Origin of the sequence: Microcoleus sp. FACHB-672 (assembly GCF_014695725.1) — a bacterium.
GTDB lineage: Bacteria > Cyanobacteriota > Cyanobacteriia > Cyanobacteriales > Oscillatoriaceae > FACHB-68.
This window is the reverse complement of sequence record NZ_JACJOU010000002.1, coordinates 126,863-143,828: the sequence shown is the minus strand read 5'-3', so window position 1 is coordinate 143,828 and position 16,966 is coordinate 126,863. Positions and strand designations below refer to the sequence as shown.

Genomic DNA, 16,966 nt, shown 5'->3' with positions numbered 1-16,966 from the left:
AAAGAAATGCTTTTTACTGTATAACTCTGATTAAACAATTTACCCCTATTGGTTAAATTTTCTTAATATAAAATGAGCCGGTTTAAAGTCGTGCTTCACTCTGTTAGTATTCTCAAGCTGCCACACCGGCCAAGTTTGCGTGCCAGAGGCAATCGAGATTTAAGAAAAATCTTGGAATGCTGATAGTAAATAACGCGAGTTCTAAGCGAATAAAAAGCCGAATTTCCATAACAAACTTCGCCCATCACTTCAAAAGTGAAGCGACAGAATGGCTCAGTAAATTTTCAAAACAGGCATGGACAGCAAACCGATTTCTTCGTTGATATTGGAGCGTCTGCGCTCTTTTGGGCGCTTTTGTCGCTCTGAAGAGGGCCGCTGGCTCTGGTACATAATGGCAGCGGCAATTTACGCAGCCATCCTGGTGTTACCGCTTCCAGGTTTTTCAATTGAGGCTAGGCGCTCCTTAGCTGTGTTTGGCGTCGCTGTTTTCTTGTGGGCGACCAATACCCTACCGCTTGCCGTCACCGGCTTGTTGATTCTGTTCTTATTACCCTTTAGCGGTGCGATTTCCACGAAAAGTACCTACGTTTACTTTGGCGATCAAGCGGTGTTTTTCGTGTTGGGCGCACTGATCCTCACCAGCCCGATCATGCGATCCGGACTCAGCACTCGTTTAGCCTTAGCCGTGGTGAGCCGGTTTGGCCGTAATCAAAGTGCGCTGATATTGTCTATTTTGGGTTTGGCGGCGGTGATGTCTTGTTTTATTAACGCCCACGCAGTTGCCGCGATGCTGTTCCCAATCGTGCTTGAGGTCGTCCGTGCTGCCGGTGGCAAGCCGGGAGGGAGTTTTGGTTTTGCGGCTTTTTTGGCGATGGCGTGGGGTGCGGTGATTGGCTCTAATACAACATTACTAGGTGGCGCAAGAGGGCCGCTAGCTTTGGGGATCTTGCAGAATGCCACCGGCGAGACGATTAGCTTCGTACAGTGGACACTGTGGTCAATTCCAGTAGTGCTGGTACTGTTGCTGGCAGCCGGCATCGTGCTGCTGATCGCGGGGCGAGGCGAAGAGGTCTCTCTACCGGCAGCACAGCAGTTTCTAGAAGCCCGCAATAACAAGCTGGGTCCCATTTCTCAGCGGGAAATTTATACTGCCGGTGTGATGCTGCTGACGATTGTTTTATGGATCTTTCAAGGAGATCGTTTAGGACTGGCAACAGTAGGATTTTTAGGGGTGTCCTTGGCATTTGTGCTGGGCATTGCCGATTGGCGCGAGGTAGAGGAGGATGTCAATTGGGGAATTTTCGTGATGTATGGCAGTGCGATCGCCCTGAGTGCTGCATTGCGAGATACCGGCGCAGCGGAAGCGCTGACAAAGCAACTGCTTGCTTTGGGAATTGAATCACCCCTAGTAATTTTTGCTGCGGTTGTACTCATCGCGCTTGGCCTGACAGAGTTTATGAGCAATGCGGCAACGGTGGCAATGCTGATGCCGGTGGCGCTATCTTTGGCATCTAACTACGGCATCGATCCCCATGCGATTACACTAGGTGTTGTTGTGCCTGCCGGCTTGGGCTTCATGTTTCCCGTTAGCACGCCGGCGATTGCGATCGCAGTCGGCAGCGGGTTTGTTCGCCCCCTAGCCGTCTTGCGCTTGGGAATTTGGCTAGATATTCTCACTTTTTTGTTTTTTTTAGCGATGAGTAAACTGTACTGGCCTCTCGTGGGTTTGAGGTGGTAGGAATGGCAACCCAGGTGCTCGTGTTGACGAACCTCTATGCTTACGAAAAAGGACTGAATCGGGCGCTGGAGGCAGCTAAGCTTGCCGATGCCGGCATGAATGTGGTGTTTTTAATCGATCCGGGTTCTGTCGCTGATATAGTGCGCGGCTTGGGCCAGCAAGGTTGGCTAGGTTCTGGGGCGTTGCGAAATCTAGAAACTTCGATGTTAGAAGGCTATCGCGCATTGGCTACAGACATTCTACAGGAAGCGCAAAGCCGGTTTTCTCAAGCGGGGATTGCTGTGGAAACGAATGTTAAAGAGATGTCGCCTCAAAAATACATTCAAGAGCTTTTAAATCAGAAACCCACAACGGTTATGGTGAGCGGTTCCTCGTCGCTTGCCGGCAAATTAGAGAAGATGTTAGGACAAATTGAATGGATTGAGGAAGAGTAATTGACACTGGATGCCAGTACGATTGCCCAAACGCGCAGTGATGGAAAGGTGGATTTTTAAGCCATGTCCGAAAGTGACCGGCCACCTAATCCGCACTTTTTGTACCGGCTTGCAGTATATTTTGGATTTTGGACTGCACGCAAGGCTAAAATCTAAAGTCTAAAATCTAAAATCGCAAAAAGTCGAGAGTTGAGCAAAGATGGAACAACGTGGGGTGACAGTGTGGTTTACAGGACTCAGTGGTGCCGGTAAGACCACGATTAGTCGCGCAGTGGAGAAGAAACTGCGAGAGCGCGGGTACTTAGTAGAAGTTCTCGACGGCGACATTGTGCGTGAGAACTTGACCAAAGGGTTAGGTTTCAGTAAAGAAGACCGTGATGAGAATATCCGCCGCATCGGCTTTGTAGCGCATCTGTTGACGCGTAATGGAGTGATTGTCTTAGTTTCTGCGATCTCGCCCTATCGTGAGATTCGAGATGAGGTGCGCGGACGGATTGGGGATTTTGTTCAGGTTTATGTCAATGCGCCCCTGCAAGTGTGTGAAGATCGCGACGTGAAAGGGCTTTACAAAAAGGCGCGGGCGGGACAAATTAAGAACTTCACCGGCATTGATGACCCTTATGAGTCACCCACTGACCCGGATGTGGAATGTCACACCGATCAGGAGAGTGAGGAAGAAAGTGCGATGAAAGTTTTGCAGAAGTTGGAAGCCGCCGGCTATCTTCCTAAGTGAAATGTGAAATCGGGCCGGCAACTGTCTAGCAATGATGCCGGTTATCTCTTCAAATGCGAAGGGTGCGGCAGGAGAATTCTCTATAAATTCTGACTGATCAGTTCTCAGTTTTGAGTTGATTTTCTTCTCACCCTTTGCTTTTTTAAGCATGATCCTAAAGGTGAATGCTGTGGAAAAACAGTTGAAGCGATAGAGAGGGATTGAGGAAGTATCAAGAAAACTTTTTACTTCCTCAATCCCTGTCCCCTGCTTTATTCCTCAGTTAGGGTAAAGGACGACAACAAAAGCTATCCCTCTTGGTGGGCGTAGTTTTGCCCCATACCTTTATTCATCAATTTGCCAAGGATCTTTTGTAAACTCTTCATCCAAAACTTTTTTCGGACGCATGATTAAAATCACTCGCCCGATAATGGGGATGTCTGGGCTTTCTGGAAACCAATGCAATTGCAACTGGCCGGCAGTTTCTACTAAAAAGTAGTTGTTGGCATCCCATTCTTGCTGGGTTCTGTCTACAACGATTAACACTTCTTCGGGTTTGCCCGGAAGTGGACTGGGCAGTTGTTCGCTGTCACACAAAATGACGATGGGATCTTCGGCTTGGCGCAGCACTTGCCAGCCAGGAATCGGAACCCAGGCTTGGTTTGCGACTGAATGAATGATTTTAAATGGCCCAGTTTCCTGCACCGGCGTCACAGCTTGCAATTCTGCGGATGTCAGGGGCATCTTCCCGACAATTGGCAAAACGCGGGGCAGTTCATCGGAGGTTTCCAGACGGTAAACCGGCAAGCGAGGGGCCGGTTGTGATGACACTACGCTAAAGTCTGTCAGCAGTTTCTCTACTTGTTGCCTAGCTGTCTGCGTGTGTGCAAACCTCAAGCCTTGAGCAATGAAACGTGATCGCTCTTGTAAATCGGCTTTTTGTTTGGCGAGTTTCCAAAAGTAATAAGCAGTGGCATCACCCGGATGGTTGGTAAAGCCTTCTGGTAACTTCCCAAGCCGGGAGAAGTCTTTAATTGCTTTAGCAACGTCACGGGAGGCTTCGATATCTAGCGATTGGGCAACGATTAATTCGGCGGCGGCGGCACGTTCCGGCTGCGTCAGAATGCGTAATTCATACAGGATCTCGCTGCCGCGACGCTCAAAGTATTCTCGCGCTGCCTCTGAAACGCCGGTACTCACCATTGAGCTGTAGACTTGAGCACCGACGATTACTTGATTTTGCTGGATCGGTTCAAAGCCGGTTTCTTCAAATATTTCCTGGGGGTTGTAACCGGCTTTTTGCAGGGTTTGGCAGGCTTGTCCCCATTCTACCCAGGTGCCTTCTTTGCGCCGTAGGGAGAATATTAAGTCTTTATGTTCGGGATTTGGGCTGTCTTGTGGTGTTTCAGTCATCGTAGGAGCCAGCAAACAAAGGTTTTATCACTTAGCAATTTGCAATGCGTTTGCCAAAAGCTAACGACTAAGGGATTTATTCAATTTAGCGCGATTGCGTTCCCCTGCCTTGGTTTATCTGACTAACAAGCGGCTTGCTCAGCAATCCCGTTGGGCGGTAAGCTCGAACAGTTAGCGAGCACCGGCATGGGGAGACATCGTGGCAATTGACGAACAATTGATTGAGGTAGGGAAGCTGAAGTGGTTTTACCGGCAAGCTAAGCCCATTGGCAAGAGTGATAAGCTGCCGGTGCTGTTGCTGCACGGTTTACCCTCCCAGAGTTACAGCTGGAATGAAGTTTTGCCGGCTTTGGCAGAGCAAGGTTTTCGCGCAATTGCTCCAGACTGGATCGGGTTTGGCTTATCGTCTAAACCAGACCGGCGCGACTTTGCCTATACCCCAGATGCGTTTATTGACGCCCTTGCCGGCTTTATTGCAGCTTTGGAAATTGAGCGATTTTATTTAGTGGTTCAGGGATTTTTGGGTTCTGCCGGTTTGCAATATGCGCTGCGTCATTCAGAGCAAATTGAGCGCTTAGTGATTCTCAATACGCCAGTGACGACAGATGCCAAGTTGCCTTGGAAGATTAAGCAATTGGGTTTGCCGCTTGTGGGAGATATGATGACGCAAGACCCGCTACTGGTTGACCGAACGCTGGAAGGCGGTAGCGGCTACCAAATATCTGATAAAGATTTAGATGTGTACCGGCGTCCATTTCTCAAGAGTTCCGACGCCGGACGCAGTTTGCTCTACACCGTCAGAAATATACAGATGGTTCCGGCAATGGCAGAAATTGCCGCCGGCTTTCCTGCATGGCAGCAACCCACGTTGATGATCTGGGGAATGAATGATCCTTGGCTGCCTTTCTCCCAGGCACAAAGCTTCGCTAACAGCCTTCAAAATGCAGAAGTTGTCAAACTAGAAGAAGGCCGACATTACCCACAAGAACATTGGTCTGAAAAGGTGTCTAATGCACTAATTCCATTTTTGCGCCGGCAAGAAATTTAGCCCAGTCTTTTCCATTTTGCTAATACCCCGGTTCATTCCCTGGTTTCCACTTAATATTGCAGCCGATGCTAGGCTTTTGTTCTGGGTTGACTGGCTGATCGGCTAGCACCGCATCAAGCGCAGATCGCAAATCTTTGCCGGTGACAGGCAGCCCGTTGCTGGGCCGGCTGTCGTCCAATTGGCCCCGATACACCAGTTGCCGGTTGGCATCAAATACGAAAAAGTCTGGTGTGCAAGCGGCTGTGTAAGCTTTGGCTGTTTCTTGGCTGGGGTCATAACCGTAGCGGAAGGTGAAGCCAAGTTCTTGCGCCATTGTTTTAAGTTTATCGGGGGCATCCTCCGGATGGGTTGCCGCATTGTTGGCGCTGATCGCCAGGATGCCAACATTTTCGCCGGCATAGTCTTTGCCAATTTGCGCGAGTTCTGTCTGTATGTGCTTGACGAAAGGGCAGTGCCGGCAAATAAACATCACCAGCAGCGCTTTTTTGCCGGCAAATGTGGCCAGAGATATTGTTTGACCGGAAACGACATCTGGCAGATGAAAATCCGGCGCTTGAGTTTTTAGCGCCAACATTGTTGACGGGGTTAATGCCATAACATTCGCTGCTCAATCTTTAATTTATTTCATCAGTTTAAAGGCAGGCGATCTAGGCACACAAGTGAAAGTTTGCTTTGCTATCAGTTGAAAGGAAAAAATAAATTTAAACGCTGAAAATTACTTTTCAAAAATATCTGCAAATCTATCTTTAGGAGGATTTAGAGACCACACCCGCACCCTTAGATGTAGAGCATCAGATAAATAAGGGCGCACTCCCAGTTAAAAACAACAATGATAAATTTTTTAAAGCCGAACTCCTCAGCAGTTCCAGAGGGGTTCATCACTCCTGCTAGCTTGATTATTCAAGCCACCACAGACACAGAACGCATTCATCTATCGGGTTATTGTATGTCTGCTAGTGGGGTGCTTATGGCGATTTCTCAAACCTTGCAGGAACACGGCGGTAGCATTACCCACTGCACGATGCAAACGGACACACTCAACCGGCAGATTGTAATGGAGCTAGAGATGCCGGCGCTTTCAACACTGGAAGTTATTCGCCGCGCTATCCACTCAGCCGATGGCATTATTCAACGGCTTCAGATCGACTACGGTATCCGGCCAATGATGCCGACTTCGGCGGAGGGCAGCGATCAGGGAGAACACCGCAATGGCCGGTTGAAGGCTTCGCCTAAGCCTTGTTTAGGCTGCCGCTATTATCATGGTCAGCACTATGGGGGCCACTACTTAATTTGTGCCATTCATCCTTATGGCCCAGAGGAAAAAGAGTGCCGGGATCGGCAAGAATAAAACGCTGGAAGTATGCAGAAAATCCCTGAAATTTTAACGTAATGTTAATTTTTATTAAAAAAATAAATAATTTGAGACGTTTAAATAGATTTTAATGAAAGTTCAGGGAATTTGCGGTTTATACTGAGTTGTAATTTTCAATACAATTTGAATAGAACCATAAACAAATTTAACAAAGTGTACTTATTATGATAGCTAACGTGATTACTGGGCCAAGACAGAGCTTCACCCGTGATGAACTGCTCCAACGCTACGCATCAGGGGCGAGAGATTTTAGTCGGGCTAGCTTAAGTAAAGCGGATCTCAGTGAGACAGATTTGAGTGGGGCGTATCTCAGTGGAGCCGGTTTAAGCAAAGCCGATTTGAGGGGAGCCAAACTCATTAAAGCTAACCTGCATGGAGCAAGTCTCAGCGGGGCGAATCTGAGTGGAGCCGACTTGAGTGGAGCGGATCTGAGCGGCGCACACTTAAACTGGGCTGATTTGAGCGGAGCCAACTTGACTGGAGCGATCCTGACGGGCGCAGATGTGAGCGGCGCTAGCCTCAGCGGAGCCAATCTCAGCAAGAGCCACCTTAGTCACACCTACTTGATTGGCACCAATCTCAGCAAAGCCGATTTGAGCGGAGCCAATCTCACCCAAGCCAGTTTGAACAAGGCAGACTTGAGTAAGGCTAACCTGAGCAAGGCAAACCTCCGTGGGGCAAAGCTACGGCAAGCAAACCTGAGCGAGGCTGATTTATCTCAGGCAAACTTGGCAGGCGCGAACCTAAACTCAGCGAATCTAAACAACGCGCATTTAAATGGGGCGAATCTCAGCGAAGCCGATTTAAGTGAAGCAATGTTAGGACGTGCCAATTTGAGTAAGACAAACTTGAGTAAGACAGACTTAAGAAATACTTGTTTAAAGCAGGCTAATCTGAGTGGGGTTAATCTGAGTGGGGCAGAATTGAGTGGCGCTGATTTAAGTGGAAAACTGCTAACCGGCGCGAACTTGAGTGGTGCCGGCTTGAGCTTAGCAAATCTCACTGGCGCTTATTTGATTCAAGCGAACTTGAGCGGTGCTAATCTTGCCGGCGCGAACCTGAGTGGCGCACATCTAATTGGCACCAATTTGTCTGAGGCAGATTTGACGAGAGCGAACTTGCGAAATGCGAATGTAGCGGACGCAAATCGTCAGGGAATCAAGCTCAAGGGAGCCATCTTACCCAATGGCAAAATATATCAATAGCAGATTTTAACAAGAAAAATTGCGAGTTTACCTGAATATAAATACTCGATTTAACAGTTCAATTTTAAAATTGGGCTAACTTTTTGATGCGGTTTTTCAGTAATTCTTTAATTCAAGTGGGTGCCGGCGTAATTGTTCAAGTGTCTATTCATTCGCTTCTGATTCCGTTTCTTCCTTGCTTATCGCCCGATTGACGCTACGGATATAGCAATCCTAAATTGCTTGTAAGATTTCTAGCGAGCAAGATGCCGGTACTCCGAGCTTTTGGTGGTCATGAGCATTAACCAATCACAGAGTAGGGCTATAGCTGCTTCATTTAGTTCTCTTCCTATGTGGTTACCCGCGCCAAATTTTCCGCAGCCGGGAATTTATTTACATCTCTCGCTTGCTCTTGAGGGCAAAGTGTACTATAATATAAGACTACTGGAATATAGCGCGGCTTGGTAACTGGCTTGGCAAGTTCTATGAAACTTTGCAAATCCTGTAAGACCGAGCAACCTGAAGAAAACTTCGGGTTCTCTGCTACCGTTAACGGCAAAACTTACAGGCGTCATCAGTGCCACTCTTACCAACAAGCACGGCAAAACAAGCGAAGACAAGAAACATCCACTTGGGTTGCTGAGTTTAACAAAACCTTGTATCGTGTGAGATGCGGGTCTGCTGATTATCGCGCCTTGAAGCTTCGTCACCTTGACCCTAGGGAAGCGGTGCGTCGTTAGCTAAAATCAGAAGAAAGATAAAAAAGTGTATCATTCTGTGGGCAAACTGCCATAGAATAGAACAAGAGAAAAACGGGATGTAGCGCAGCTTGGTAGCGCGCCTGCTTTGGGAGCAGGATGCCGCAGGTTCAAATCCTGTCATCCCGATTTAATTTTTAGACTGACTAGCCTTCACCGGCACTTCTGTTGCCGGCTTGAAAGCTATTGTTTAAACAACTTAGTAATTCCCTCATCCTAAAGATAGATATTTTTAGATCATCGGTTAGGAAAATTGCCGACTCTCCCAAAGAGGGAGATGATAATTTATTAATGATTCCGTTTAAGTAGTGTTTGATGATTAAACGGCCAATATCTGTTTATTCTGCTAAGGACAGGATAAAAAGGATATTTATTCGCATATTTTAAATAAAGTGATAGCACTAAGGCATGATTGATTAACCATAAGTTTAAACATTCAGAGAGAAAATAGAACGATCCGGTAAAATTTCCTCTCAGAAAAACTAAATAGAGGCAATCCTCTGAAAGGAGTATGATTTCCAGCAATCAAAGAGCGGCGTTTGTGTTAACATCCTACCAGCAAGACCCAGCCAGTTACCGAGGGATAAAGATAATTCTTATGCCTTGAAAGGCAATTGGGTTCAACTTCTAAGTGGAACTCTTTCCTAAAGGGCTGAGTCAAGTACGGTTGAGTCCTCCAAGCCGGCAGCACTGTATAGATTCGGGAAAAATTAACGGATCTGAACGATTCTGTAGTGGATAACAATTTTGTGTTAGCCTGAGCGGGTTGTTTTATCAGGCAAGGGGTGGCATCATTAACGCTCAGAGCAGTTACAGCAAGCGGCAGAGGTTATAAACCAGTAGCAGGAGTATGGAATAAATTAAACGCTTGACGATGAGTGAGCAACCTGAAAATATATTAAGGAAAATTTGCAACTCAGTCGTTCAGCCAGATAAATCTGAGAAAAAAATAAAGATGTTTTGATCGTACAAAAGTTCCGCTTTTTCTTACACAGTTGCAATATCAAGACTAGGAGAAATTATGAAATCACTGATTCGGTGGAGCGCTACGTTGGGTTTAATTGGCACTGTTTTGCTAGCTCCGCTAACCGGCAGCATCAAAGCGCTGGCATTGCCCGAAGATCAAATTATGGAAAAGCTGAAACTGGTGCCGGTCTTTACCATTACTGACGCACAGGGAGCACCCCTAACAGCAACCGTTCCCAATGGAGACAAGCAAACTTCAGTTGCCGGCATTTTTATTAGTCAGCTGGATGCTCAGGCATTCATTGATAAGCTAAAAGCCAAAGATCCTCAACTGGCTGGAACGGTGAAAGTCGTGCCGGTGTCCCTAGCTGAAGTTTACCAGATGGGTCAAGACAGCGAAGACAAGCCAGATGAGCTGGAAATTGCTTATGTGCCGATGAAGCAGCAAGTAGATGCTGCCGTGGCATTGCTAAAGCAACAGGGGCAGGACGTTAGCCAATTTAACGGGGTGCCAATGTTTGTGGCGACAGGTGGGCCAGATAAAGGCTACCTGACGATTCAACAGGGTGAGCAAAGCGTGATCCCTATCTTCTTTAACAAAGATGACTTGCAGACGATGGTTGCCCGCTTTGAGCAACAACAGCCTGATTTAGCCGGCAAAGTGCAAATTAAGGTTGTGGATCTCGAAGGCGTCATTGAGACGCTGCAAAAAAGTGATGATCCCCAACTGAACCAACTGGTGCTGATCCCACCCCGCGAGACAATTGAGTATTTACGCGCCAACCAACCGGCAGCCCCAGCAGGTCAAGCTGCACCTGCGCCGGCTCCTCGACGATAGGAATTTTGGATTTTAGTTTTAGAATCATCTAAAATCTAAAATCTAAAATTGCATGGTTGTCTCAGGGTTAGAGCTTTGGCATTGGCGAGTTGAGGCGAAGGCGGGTGCAGTGGCGGCAGATATCCCACCGGCAGAAGTGGACTGGCTACTGCAAGAGGTAGCCGGTCTTGACCGCTTAGCGTTGCGGCTGGAATCTTTTAAGGAGCGTTCGCAAATTCTCCTGCAACTACCTTTGCCTGAACTCACCCAACTATGGAACCGGCGCTTATCTGAACGAGTGCCGGTTCAATATTTAGTAGGACGCGCACCCTGGCGAAATTTTTCCCTAACTGTTTCACCGGCAGTCCTGATCCCACGTCCAGAAACCGAGTGCCTTATCGATTTGACGGTTGCCTGTTCTACAACCGAGCTACAGCAAGGACATTGGGCAGATTTAGGCACCGGCAGCGGAGCAATCGCAATCGGGCTAGCAGAAGCATTGAGAAATACAACAATTCATGCTATAGATTTCAGCCCCGCTGCTTTGGCCATCGCGCAACAAAACGCCCAGCAGTTAGGGTTTGCAGACAGAATTCAGTTTTATCAAGGTTCTTGGTTTGAGCCTTTGGACGCTTTAAAAAACCGGCTCAGTGGCATGGTTTCTAACCCGCCCTATATTCCCGCCGGCATCATAGCGCAGTTGCAACCCGAAGTCACCAAACACGAACCACACCTGGCGCTTGCCGGTGGTGAGGATGGCTTGGACTGCATCCGGCATTTGGTAGAAACCGCGCCGACATATTTGCGTCCCGGTGGGATTTGGCTGATTGAAATGATGGCAGGACAGGCTGAGGCTGTGCTGGAATTATTAAGCCGGCAAGGGAGTTATGAGAAAATTCAAATATTCCCTGATTTAGCCGGTGTTGAGCGCTTTGCGATGGCCTTTGTCACCGATTAGTTAAGATTAGACGATATTTGCACAATTAGCAGCCACTTATAAGTTGAATATTCATACTAAGCATTCCATGTCCTATGAGCCTCGTAACTTAGTGCAGCAAAAAATATTGCTTCTTGCTTCGCTCTGCCCTATTTTATAAATTGGGATGTTAAGAAAGTAATTATTTGTTAGATTTAAACCTTCCATACCAATTGTGTGAATAAAAAAATCATTAATTAAGCTAAACCTGGATGTTTTATTGCCATTTAAATAGATATAGTGCAGCGCTTCTTATAAATTGTTGACCCTCAACAAAATTACTTTAAAGCGCTGGCACTATCGGTAATGGAAAATCGCTGGATTGTCAGAATCATTACCTAAATCTGAATCATGAAGTCTGTGCCGGCTAAGGCAGGAGCACCGCTTAAAGTGGCAAATAAAGCACCTGTTCCAAAGCCAGCCGCACTTCCATTCTGGTTGTAGAATAAGTTGCCATTGGCTGAGTTATAGACAATATCTGCTGTACTTGTGGCAGCAGCAGCATCACTTCCTACACGGGCAAACTCCGAAGCTAGGCTAAACCCAGTTCCCGCAGCACTGCTAATCGCTGTAAACGTTGTCCTGTCAAGAAGGATTTTGTCACCGGCAGCAGCGCCGGCAAAGTCTGTGAGAATATCTACACCGACACTGGCTGCTGTAAATGCAGCATTTGTGTTGTAGATAAACTGATCGCTACCACTTCCGCCTGTTAGGCTGTCATTGCCGGCCCCTCCGGAAAGCGAGTCATTACCGGCACTGCCATTGAGGCTATTATTGGCACTATTGCCATTAATTACGTTATTGAGTATGTTGCCGGTGCCATTGATCAGGGCGCTGCCGGTGAGGGTAAGATTTTCGACATTGGCTGCCAAGGTGTGTGTAACCGAGGAATTGACGATATCTGTGCCCGCGCTGGCTGCTTCGGTGACAATATCGCTGGCGCTGTCTACCACGTAGATGTCATTGCCTAGTCCACCAATCAAAGAGTCGATGCCAATACCGCCATTGAGAGAGTCGTTACCATCACCGCCATTGACGGTGTCGTTGCCACTATTGCCATTAAGAGAGTCATTACCGACACTGCCGCTGAGGCTATTATTAGCGCTGTTGCCATTAATTACGTTATTGAGTGTGTTGCCGGTGCCATTGATCAGGGCGCTGCCGGTGAGGGTAAGATTTTCTACATTGGCTGCCAAGGTGTGTGTAACTGAGGCGTTGACGCTATCTGTGCCAGCAGCGGCTGCTTCGATGATAATATCGCTGGCGCTGTCTACCCCATAGGTGTCGTTGCCCAGTCCACCAACTAGGGAGTCGATGCCAATGCCACCATCAACAGAGTCATTACCATCACCCCCATTGAGGCTATCGTTACCGGCATTGCCTAGAATGGTGTCGTTGCCGGCTAAACCTTCAATAACACTATTAGATGCGCTTCCCACAAGACTATCGTTGCCGGCTGTTCCAAGGGTTTGATTCAGGGCCAGTGAAATATTGCCTTCACTTGGATTAAATCCATCAACAGCAATTCGGTAAGTTGTGCCGGCGACTGCATTAAACGTGACTTGACTTTGAGTTCCAGCGTTAGTATCGTCGTTGCCAGCAATTGTCGTCAACGCTGATACGGAAGAGCCGGTGTATACTCCTAACATGGTGTCAAAGCTACTGCCAAACGTGTTGATGGTGGTCTCGCCGTTACCTGTCGCTGTCCATGTCCACCAAGCAGATTCGCCCCCTGTGAATCCTGCATGGTTGGGTTCACCGGCTTCTTTAGTCGCATTAATGTTATCTCCCGTTGCAGTGAGCCGGCGATTATCAGTCCCACTTAGCACAGCGCTATTAACAAAGTTGTCATTAGCCGGTTGATCAGCTTGATCTAGTGTTAGTGAAATATTTCCTTCATTTGTACTATACCCATCAACAGCAATTTGGTAAGTTGTGCCAGCAACTGCATTAAATGTGACTTGGCTTTGAGTTCCACCATTACTATCGTCAATGGCGGCAATTGTAGTCAAACCTGATACGGAAGAGCCAGTGTGTACTCCTAGGAGTGTGTCAAAGTTACTGCCAAACGTGTTGATAGTTGTCTGGCGGGTTAGGGGTGCTGTCCATGACCACCAAACGGATTGACCCTCTGTGTATCCTCCATGATTGGGTTCACCGGCTTCTTGAGTAGCCCCAAAGTTATCCCCCGTTGCGGTGATCGCTGCGGCAGTAGGACTTGCGATCAGCACAGAGCTATCAATAAAGTTGTCGTTGGTTGGTGCCTCAATCTGATAGTTCAGTACGATGTTTCCTTGGGTTGCACTAAAACCATCAACAGCAACTTGGTAAGTTGTGCCGGCGACTGGATTAAATGTGACTTGGCTTTGAAGCCCATTCGTATCATCATTACTAGCAATTGTCGTCAAGCCTGATACGGAAGAGCCGGTGTACACTCCTAAAAGTGTGTCAAAGTTACTGCCAAACGTGTCGATCGTTGCCGCGCGGTCTACTGGAGCTGTCCATGACCACCAAACAGATGTACCCCCTGTGAATCCTGCATGGTTGGGTTCGCCTGTTTCTTTCGTGGCATTAATGTTGTCACCTATCGTCGTTCCGTTACTTCCGTAAAGCCCAAAGCTATTAATAAAGTTGTCGTTGAGCGCCATGATCTTTTCCTCTTTCTTAGGACTTTCTTGTTGTATTTTTAAGGGAGTGAATGAGGTATCTTTTCCCATCAAGTCAGCGATTGCACTACAGCCTGCTTGAGCGAGATTGCAACGCTGTCGGGTCAAAACCTCATGTATTTAGAATCTTTTATTTGCCAAGATTTCACTAGCTCAGATTAAGATCAAAAAACACTCAGTAGTAAACTGATCTTGACAATACTCTAAAAATATGTATAAAACCTCAAAACCTTTAAGCAAGGACTCGCAAAAATTAAGGAAATTGGAATAGGACATTCTTGAATCTAAAATTGCTAAATGACACAAGTTTCCATAGAGCATCTCGTAACCGGCGCAAAATCTGGCAAATTAGTCAGCTTTCCTACGGATACAGTGCCGGCATTGGCTAGTCGGCCTGACTGTGCGGAATTGATTTTTGCCGCCAAGCGGCGCACACCGAACAAACCTTTGATTTTAATGGGGGCAAACGCAGCCGATCTGTGGCCTTATGTCACCGGCACCCCAGAAGAATTGCAAATTTGGCAACAAGTGGCGGATCAATACTGGCCCGGTGCCCTGACATTGGTGCTGCCGGCAAGCGAGCGCGTCCCCGCAGTAATGAACCCACTCGAACCCACAACGATTGGTGTGAGAGTGCCAAATTACGCCCTAGCACGGCAAATTCTAGCCCAAACCGGCCCGCTGGCCACGACTAGCACCAACCGCAGCGGTGAGCCGGCGTTGCAAACAATGGCAGAAATTGAAGCACACTTCCCTGAAGTTTTCACGCTGCGATTAGATAAAGCCGAGTTAATCTCACCAAACGCTGGTATTCCTTCCACCGTCGCCAAGTGGACTGGCAGCAGTTGGGAAATCTTGCGCCAGGGAGCGCTAAAGTTAATCTAAGCGTAATGAAGATCAGTTATGAGTTAGCGGCCAGCGATTCGCTAATTGCTAATTGTTAATACTAGTTATTAATTGCTAATCGCTTTAACTCAAAACTATGGACTGGAGTAACTGGGTATATCTACTTTTTGGGCTGGGGCTTGGGGTTGGCGGAAGTTGGCTGTTGCGCTCACAAAGCTCGATGCCGGAATCTAACGAGCCGGTTAGCCCGGAGGTTACAGCGGCTAATCAAGACGTGCCGGCGCTCCTGGAGGAGTTAAAACAAACGAAATTAGCTTATGCAATGGCATCAGAAATGAGCCGGTTTAAAGGGGGGTTTTTAGCCAGAACTTCTCATGAGCTGCGCTCGCCACTTAATGGCATAATCGGTGCCTATCAACTAATTTTGGCTGAGTTGTGTGACGACTTAGATGAAGAGCGAGAATTTTTAGCGCAAGCTCATGAATCAGCCTTAAAACTGTTAGGACTTTTAGATAGTATCCTTGTTGTTGCTAAAACTGAGCATGGCTCAGATAGGATGCAGATTCAGCCCCTTCAGTTAGTTGCAATTTTAAATGACGTTAAAGATTTGACTCATTTGCCGGCAGAAAATCGCAATCTGCGTCTGAAAGTCACACTGCCCGATCCTGACATTTACATTTTAGCCGATGCTCCTCGGCTCACCCAAGTGTTAGTTTATCTAGTAGACAACGCTATTACTGAAATGCAACACGGCAGCATTGGTATTTCAGCCCATGCGTCACCGGCATCAGGAGTCGCTCACATTTGGATTGATACTCCCCTGCCGGCAACTTCGGATAAAGGTGTTTGCTTGGGTTGGAACGAACCTTTAGACTCAGTGCCATTAGTGCCGGCGACAGAAGGTGACTTTAGCGCCAATTTTGATCTATCAACCGGCATGAAGCTGCTAATGAATCAGAATCTCCTGGAAATGATGAGTGGGCGCTTAGAAGTTGTAGCGCCACCGGAATCTTCTTCAGAAACTTCCAATCTTATCAGAATTCAATGCTCGCTTCCACTGGTAATTCCTGAGCCGGAATTTGACTAACGAGCAGAGGATTGTGCAGTACCATTGTTGTACTTTGGTTTTCCTCGAAACCAATGCGTTCGTAAAACTTTTGCTGGTGAGTTGTCATCAGGTAAACCCGCTCAACGCGACTCAGCCGAGGATGGCTCAACACAGTTTGCACTAACTTGCGTCCCAAGCCGGCACCTTGATAGCCTGGATGAATCACCACGTCCCAAATCGTCCCTCGATAGATTCCATCGGATGTGGCGCGAGCAAATCCAATCATGCGATCCCCATCCCAAACACTAATGGCGGGTTCGCTATTGGCAATTGCAATGGCTAAATCTTCGATTTGTCGTTCCTGTGCCCAAAAAGCCGCTAACTTAAACAGCTCTTGAAGTTGCTTGAGATCGATTTTTGACTTACGGTCGCAAAATTGAATATGACTGCAATCCATTGTTTTTAATTCCCTGTCACCTGGATTTGCTCTGATACTAACTATATCTTGCACAAACTCATTTTTCCGCACATCCCCCTGTAGAATAAATCTTTCAATAGAAATATTTTCTATATTTCGCATGGGAACTAGCAAGCGTGCGGCTATGAATGTTAGAAGATGCTCATAAATGCACGGTCAAAAATGTTTAAGTTTATGATTGCCCTGATGTCTCACTATAGAATGCTTAGCGCGGTTTGGAGAACCAAGGGTTGTCATTAGCTATTTTTACTCATTTAGTCTCGACAAGCTTTTTAATGACGGTATACTCGCCATGATTGCGCTGTGTAAGCCGTCTTTAAAACTTTAAATTGACATAGATAAATTTTGATTCTCTATCCAAAATAGTATTATTTTTTACAAAAACTTTCAACCTTAAGAAAGATTCTAGAGGAGATTTTTATTGAGATTTCCTGACATTTAATCATGCGCTTTAATTAGAAACTGTAAATATTAGCTTATAGATGAGAGAAGTTTTTTTAATGTGTTCAA

General features: G+C 47.0%; 14 protein-coding genes and 1 tRNA gene. 11 read left to right on the top strand and 4 right to left on the bottom strand.

Translation table 11 applies throughout. The features are described from left to right. The first annotated feature begins 295 nt into the window (after positions 1-295). From H6F56_RS00780 to cysC, 3 genes are all read left to right on the top strand, one after another. A complete protein-coding gene (locus H6F56_RS00780) occupies positions 296-1,738 on the top strand; it encodes an SLC13 family permease (protein ID WP_190664893.1) in 1,443 nt (480 codons plus the stop codon). 2 nt (positions 1,739-1,740) lie between these two features. After that, positions 1,741-2,172, top strand: a complete 432-nt coding sequence (locus tag H6F56_RS00775; protein WP_190664892.1) for a hypothetical protein — start codon at positions 1,741-1,743, stop codon at positions 2,170-2,172. A 199-nt stretch (positions 2,173-2,371) separates the two neighbouring features. Then, on the top strand, positions 2,372-2,905 hold the full coding sequence (gene cysC / locus H6F56_RS00770; RefSeq protein ID WP_190664891.1) for an adenylyl-sulfate kinase: 534 nt from the start codon (positions 2,372-2,374) through the stop codon (positions 2,903-2,905). A gap of 324 nt (positions 2,906-3,229) precedes the next feature. Here cysC and H6F56_RS00765 read toward each other — a convergent pair whose 3' ends face one another. Continuing rightward, positions 3,230-4,297 carry a RuBisCO accumulation factor 1 gene (locus H6F56_RS00765; protein WP_190664890.1) on the bottom strand — a complete coding sequence of 356 codons (1,068 nt, stop codon included), beginning with the start codon at positions 4,295-4,297 and terminating at the stop codon, positions 3,230-3,232. 199 nt (positions 4,298-4,496) lie between these two features. Here H6F56_RS00765 and H6F56_RS00760 point away from each other — a divergent pair, with 199 nt between their 5' ends. Further along, a complete protein-coding gene (locus H6F56_RS00760) occupies positions 4,497-5,345 on the top strand; it encodes an alpha/beta fold hydrolase (RefSeq protein WP_190664889.1) in 849 nt (282 codons plus the stop codon). A gap of 19 nt (positions 5,346-5,364) precedes the next feature. On the opposite strand, the gene H6F56_RS00755 is transcribed toward H6F56_RS00760, so the two are convergent. Then, on the bottom strand, positions 5,365-5,940 hold the full coding sequence (locus H6F56_RS00755) for a thioredoxin family protein (RefSeq protein WP_190664888.1): 576 nt from the start codon (positions 5,938-5,940) through the stop codon (positions 5,365-5,367). A 234-nt stretch (positions 5,941-6,174) separates the two neighbouring features. Between H6F56_RS00755 and H6F56_RS00750 the strand changes: the two genes are divergently transcribed. From H6F56_RS00750 to prmC, 5 genes are all read left to right on the top strand, one after another. Beyond that, on the top strand, positions 6,175-6,693 hold the full coding sequence (locus H6F56_RS00750) for a hypothetical protein (protein WP_190664887.1): 519 nt from the start codon (positions 6,175-6,177) through the stop codon (positions 6,691-6,693). Positions 6,694-6,881: 188 nt separating this feature from the next. Further along, on the top strand, positions 6,882-7,922 hold the full coding sequence (locus tag H6F56_RS00745; protein WP_190664886.1) for a pentapeptide repeat-containing protein: 1,041 nt from the start codon (positions 6,882-6,884) through the stop codon (positions 7,920-7,922). Between the two features lie 792 nt (positions 7,923-8,714). Beyond that, positions 8,715-8,788: transfer RNA gene (locus H6F56_RS00740), tRNA-Pro, on the top strand. Between the two features lie 892 nt (positions 8,789-9,680). Then, entirely contained in the window at positions 9,681-10,463 is a 783-nt protein-coding gene (locus tag H6F56_RS00735) for a Tic22 family protein (protein ID WP_190664885.1), read from the top strand. A gap of 52 nt (positions 10,464-10,515) precedes the next feature. Next, a complete protein-coding gene (prmC, locus tag H6F56_RS00730) occupies positions 10,516-11,400 on the top strand; it encodes a peptide chain release factor N(5)-glutamine methyltransferase (RefSeq protein WP_190664884.1) in 885 nt (294 codons plus the stop codon). Between the two features lie 356 nt (positions 11,401-11,756). On the opposite strand, the gene H6F56_RS25660 is transcribed toward prmC, so the two are convergent. Further along, positions 11,757-14,192 (bottom strand): beta strand repeat-containing protein, encoded by a 2,436-nt coding sequence (locus H6F56_RS25660; protein WP_199312503.1) that lies wholly within the window; start codon positions 14,190-14,192, stop codon positions 11,757-11,759. A 189-nt stretch (positions 14,193-14,381) separates the two neighbouring features. Between H6F56_RS25660 and H6F56_RS00720 the strand changes: the two genes are divergently transcribed. Next, positions 14,382-14,969: an L-threonylcarbamoyladenylate synthase gene (locus tag H6F56_RS00720; protein WP_190664883.1), complete on the top strand. Its 588-nt coding sequence runs from the start codon at positions 14,382-14,384 to the stop codon at positions 14,967-14,969. A gap of 97 nt (positions 14,970-15,066) precedes the next feature. Next, the gene (locus H6F56_RS00715; RefSeq protein WP_190664882.1) at positions 15,067-16,017 is read left to right on the top strand and encodes a sensor histidine kinase; all 951 of its coding nucleotides are present in this window, start codon (positions 15,067-15,069) and stop codon (positions 16,015-16,017) included. Here the strand turns inward: H6F56_RS00715 and H6F56_RS00710 are convergent. Next, positions 15,965-16,435, bottom strand: coding sequence for a GNAT family N-acetyltransferase (locus H6F56_RS00710; protein ID WP_190664881.1), 471 nt, complete (start codon positions 16,433-16,435; stop codon positions 15,965-15,967). The genes H6F56_RS00715 and H6F56_RS00710 overlap by 53 nt on opposite strands. Positions 16,436-16,966 lie beyond the last annotated feature (531 nt).

Excerpts from the sequence above, each read along its gene's own strand:
- H6F56_RS00780 (WP_190664893.1), top strand. The coding sequence starts at position 296 with ATGGACAGCAAACCGATTTCTTCGTTGATATTGGAGCGTCTGCGCTCT.
- H6F56_RS00775 (WP_190664892.1), top strand. The coding sequence starts at position 1,741 with ATGGCAACCCAGGTGCTCGTGTTGACGAACCTCTATGCTTACGAAAAA.
- cysC (WP_190664891.1), top strand. The coding sequence starts at position 2,372 with ATGGAACAACGTGGGGTGACAGTGTGGTTTACAGGACTCAGTGGTGCC.
- H6F56_RS00765 (WP_190664890.1), bottom strand. The coding sequence starts at position 4,297 with ATGACTGAAACACCACAAGACAGCCCAAATCCCGAACATAAAGACTTA.
- H6F56_RS00755 (WP_190664888.1), bottom strand. The coding sequence starts at position 5,940 with ATGGCATTAACCCCGTCAACAATGTTGGCGCTAAAAACTCAAGCGCCG.
- H6F56_RS00750 (WP_190664887.1), top strand. The coding sequence starts at position 6,175 with ATGATAAATTTTTTAAAGCCGAACTCCTCAGCAGTTCCAGAGGGGTTC.
- H6F56_RS00745 (WP_190664886.1), top strand. The coding sequence starts at position 6,882 with ATGATAGCTAACGTGATTACTGGGCCAAGACAGAGCTTCACCCGTGAT.
- H6F56_RS00735 (WP_190664885.1), top strand. The coding sequence starts at position 9,681 with ATGAAATCACTGATTCGGTGGAGCGCTACGTTGGGTTTAATTGGCACT.
- prmC (WP_190664884.1), top strand. The coding sequence starts at position 10,516 with ATGGTTGTCTCAGGGTTAGAGCTTTGGCATTGGCGAGTTGAGGCGAAG.
- H6F56_RS00720 (WP_190664883.1), top strand. The coding sequence starts at position 14,382 with ATGACACAAGTTTCCATAGAGCATCTCGTAACCGGCGCAAAATCTGGC.
- H6F56_RS00715 (WP_190664882.1), top strand. The coding sequence starts at position 15,067 with ATGGACTGGAGTAACTGGGTATATCTACTTTTTGGGCTGGGGCTTGGG.
- H6F56_RS00710 (WP_190664881.1), bottom strand. The coding sequence starts at position 16,435 with ATGGATTGCAGTCATATTCAATTTTGCGACCGTAAGTCAAAAATCGAT.